General features: G+C 48.4%; 1 protein-coding gene. It reads left to right on the top strand.

Annotated elements, in window-relative coordinates; all coding sequences use genetic code 11:
- The coding region (locus J0A66_RS22520; protein WP_206576047.1) for a UbiA family prenyltransferase at nucleotides 1–316 on the top strand (316 nt) is incomplete at both ends.

Genomic DNA, 316 nt, shown 5'->3' with positions numbered 1-316 from the left:
AGCTTAGTGAAAAAGAAGCACTGGGCTTTTTTGCCTTATTGGTTTTGTTGTCTTTCTTATTAGTTTTGCTGCTGAACTGGCAAACTATCTTATTGTCTTTCGGGGCGTTGGCGCTGGCGGCCTGTTATCCGTTTATGAAGCGTTTTACTAACCTGCCGCAGTTTGTACTGGGCGCAGCATTTAGTTGGGCCATTCCCATGGCGTTTATGGCCAGTTTGGAAACCTTACCCTGGTGGAGCTGGTGGCTGTTTGTGGCGAACCTGTTATGGACTGTGGCGTACGATACCATGTACGCCATGGTGGACAGGGATGATGA

The sequence above is a fragment of the Bowmanella dokdonensis genome, from assembly GCF_017254865.1.
In the GTDB taxonomy this organism is placed as follows: domain Bacteria; phylum Pseudomonadota; class Gammaproteobacteria; order Enterobacterales; family Alteromonadaceae; genus Bowmanella; species Bowmanella dokdonensis.
Note: the sequence above shows the minus strand (reverse complement) of the source record. Positions and strands in the feature narration are given on the sequence as shown.